Annotated in this window: 2 protein-coding genes; one reads left to right on the top strand and one right to left on the bottom strand. The window is 55.8% G+C overall.

Going from position 1 to position 3400, the window contains the following annotated elements; all coding sequences use genetic code 11:
• The coding region (locus tag RMSM_RS41730; RefSeq protein ID WP_390172606.1) for a transposase at positions 1-677 on the bottom strand (677 nt) is incomplete at its 3' end.
• Positions 678-1632: 955 nt separating this feature from the next.
• Between RMSM_RS41730 and RMSM_RS04190 the strand changes: the two genes are divergently transcribed.
• Complete coding sequence (locus tag RMSM_RS04190; RefSeq protein WP_040764043.1) at positions 1633-2883, top strand: DUF1559 domain-containing protein; 1251 nt, start codon at positions 1633-1635, stop codon at positions 2881-2883.
• Positions 2884-3400 lie beyond the last annotated feature (517 nt).

Here is a 3400-nt window from a genome sequence, read left to right as displayed (position 1 = left end):
TCCACTGGAACGCCTTCGTCTCGATCGGCGGTGATCGACTCAATCCGCCGCTGAACCGAGGTGTGATTACTCTGTTCGAGCGTTTCGGCCATCGCAGCCCGGATCGGATTCAAGTCGACATAGGCAGCACAGGCCAACAGCGAAGCCGCGTCGACGATCCGAGTGGCATGGAAGCGATCTTGGAAAAAATGGCCTGATTCTTCGTCTTCCTGGTTCGCTCGCATTGCGACACGTTGGCAAAGCAGTCGCATCCACCAACTGATACTGCTAAGTCGTTTGCGGATGTCGGCACATTTGACGGGACATCCAGCGATCGATTGGATCTCTGCTTCGGTTGGCGGAAGCGGCAGCCCATCGGAACTTCGGCGATGCGGACAAATCATCATCCACCGCCGTGCCACTTCACTGTCGCTCCAGGTCGCAACAACGTCGGGCCGTGTGCGGAGAATCAAATGGACATGATTTGATAGCAAAGCTAGCCCGAGCAGATCTATTCCAAATGTGCCTGCGAATTGCATCAGGTGTTGTTCGATCCACTTTTTGCGATGGTCAAAGTTTTTGCCGGTGATTGGATCATCGCCCATCAAGAAGCACCGGCGAACAGTCCGACTACAGACGTGAGCGATGGCGACTTCGTCGGGATCAAAGACTTCCGAGCGGGCCAAGCGTGACATCATCACACCTCACAAAAAGGCAGCAGGAACGGGGCAACCGACCGATGTTCAATCGTTCGCCTCACCTGATCAAAAGTCAACCCCCACAGAATAAGCCCTGTCCCCTTATGAGCGGATTGGGGTCTGAGCGGATTGGGGTCTGTCCCCGTGTAAGTGGTCAACGCCGCCAACGTGCCGGTCGGCGGCTATCATGTCGAACGCAACTGTCACCGAAAACGCCAACACATCGTCACTGCCGAGCCACGCGGTTCCTTGTCGTCCTCGGCCTGCGGCATAACGATGTTCTTGGATCGGGGACAGTCACCGGAATGGGGACCGGTCACCGGAATGGGGACCGCCCAGTTCGGGACGAGGTGGGACGGGAAAACTCGCACCAGACGATTGACTCGGAACGGCCGCAGCTGCGGTTCCGAATTTTGCTCGCGGATGTATCGATTCGATTTTGGCGATCGGTGGCGATGAACGCGGTGGACGTGGGCGAGGCGGGCGACAAACAGACCAAGACTCTGCTGCAACTCTTACACCGGAGCAATGCAGCTGGCCGCTTAAAAGCAACGCGTCGCAAAACATTAACCCCGTGTCGCATATCGCTAACGCGAGAACTTTTGATGCTGCCTTTCTTGATTCACCTAGGGTAACGCAATGGGGTGTTAGCAAACGAAAACCAGCAAAACGCATACACTGGTCGTCCCTTTTGCTCGCATCATGACAGCGCTGCGTCAGAGCCGACAAATGGGGACATCCCATGAATTTGTGCGCAGTTTCTCAATCCCACAAACAATAACTCCAATCATTTATTTTCGATAAACCCTAGGATTGGGGGACAGTACAAGTCACGAATCGTTGACTCGTGTTGAAGGCCGCTAACGCGGCCACATCCCCTTCATGCGATTGCTCATCGAATATCCGTGAACGACTTTAACGACTTATTTTTTTTCGATTCGGTAAAGGCAATTTAATGAGAGATTCTAGGGGTACCAAAGGTTTCACACTCGTGGAACTACTCGTCGTCATCGCTATCATCGGAGTTCTTGTTGGACTCCTGCTTCCGGCGGTCCAGGCCGCTCGCGAAGCCGCACGACGAATGAGCTGTGGTAACAACTTCAAACAAATTGGCTTGGGCATCCACAACTATCATTCAGCATACAAACAGCTGCCCGTCCAAGGGGGCGGCTCCAACGGAAACGGATACGGCTATGGCGGAGGCAACATCACCAGCGGCGGCGGTGCCAGTTCCCGTCGACTGAGCTTTCTTGTCGGATTGACACCGTTCATCGAGCAACAGGCGTTGTGGGAACAGATTTCCAACCCAAGCATGCAGAACACCTTGGGCTCGACCATGTCGGCACCGTGGAGCGCGATGGGCCCGAATCCATGGACCCAAGATGGCTATGTCCCTTGGGCGAGCGAAATCCCAACCTTCCGCTGCCCGAGCGATCCAGGAACCGGAGCGCCAGCTCAAGGCCGCACCAATTACGCTGCGTCTCTTGGCGACGGGCATTACGTCTATCACTACACCGATCCTCACCCGTGGGGCACCACGAGCGCAACATACCCGGGTGGTGTTTCGGTTTCTACTGCGGGACAACGATCGCGCGGCAGTCATCGTGGTATGTTTCGTCCGCGAGCCACAATGAAGTTCCGCGATACGCTCGATGGATTGTCCAACACAATCGTGGCTGGCGAAATCGCGACCGACTTGGGTGACCGTGACGCACGAACCGACCTGCGAGTGATCGCGGGCTCCTCGACGCAAGCTCCAAAAGCAGGTGAAGGCTTTCTCGAACCAGGTATCTGCGACGACTTGGTCGACCCAGCTCGACCGCAATTTTGGCAAACATCGGGCGTGAAGCTGATGAGCAGCAGCGACAAGCGAGGCTTCCGCTGGGCTGACTGGGGCCCCGTCTATTCCGGATTCTATACCGTTCACGCTCCGAATAGCCCCTCATGCACGATGTCGACTTTTGCTGCGACCTACAGCGGACCGATGTCAGCCAGCAGCCGACACCAAGGCGGCGTCCACGTGTTGATGGGTGACGGTGCGGTCAAGTTCATCACCGATTCGATCGAGGCAGGTAACGCGAATGCAGCCATTCCATACTGGTTTAGCAGCTCGGAAAATAACCTCGTCGGCGATGCGAGCCCATACGGATTATGGGGAGCTCTGGGCACGCGAGCATCGCGTGAAATCATCACCGAGGCGTTCTAGTCGTCGAACGTCGCTAGAAGAAATCGCTTCAAACGACGAACAATGATTGAACAGAACATTCACACTCCGCCGTGGCGGCTCGCACGCTAGCCGCCACGTGGAATCTCGGGCAACACAACAATCATACGAAAACAATACGGAAAACCATCATGAAACTAATTAAACCATTCTTGCTATTGACGATCTGCGGCGTGTCCATGTTCATCGCGGGCTGTGGATCGGGCGGCCCGCCTACCATGGTCGAACCCGAGCAAAACCGCCGAAGAAATGCAAGCGATCGCCGACGAAAAGGAAATGGCCGGGGTAAACGAAGAGCCCTACTAACCCACCCGACAATCGGTCCGACGGAGACGGATGCGTTGACACAGCACGCATCCCGCTGCGGCACCAAACCCGCTGCGATCTCAACCGAGCCAGACCAGAGCTCGTGATCACGAAAGCGAGTGACGCCCTATTGCGTCGCTCGCTTTTGTGCGTTTCTAGCCGTGCAGGTTGCTTAACAATCCATATCCTGCCG

Origin of the sequence: Rhodopirellula maiorica SM1 (genome assembly GCF_000346295.1) — a bacterium.
GTDB classification, from domain to species: Bacteria; Planctomycetota; Planctomycetia; order Pirellulales; family Pirellulaceae; genus Novipirellula; species Novipirellula maiorica.
This window is presented reverse-complemented; position numbering and strand designations above follow the sequence as displayed.

What these genes read in the sequence shown, in the direction of transcription:
- RMSM_RS04190 (WP_040764043.1), top strand. Translation starts at nt 1,633, where the DNA reads ATGAGAGATTCTAGGGGTACCAAAGGTTTCACACTCGTGGAACTACTC.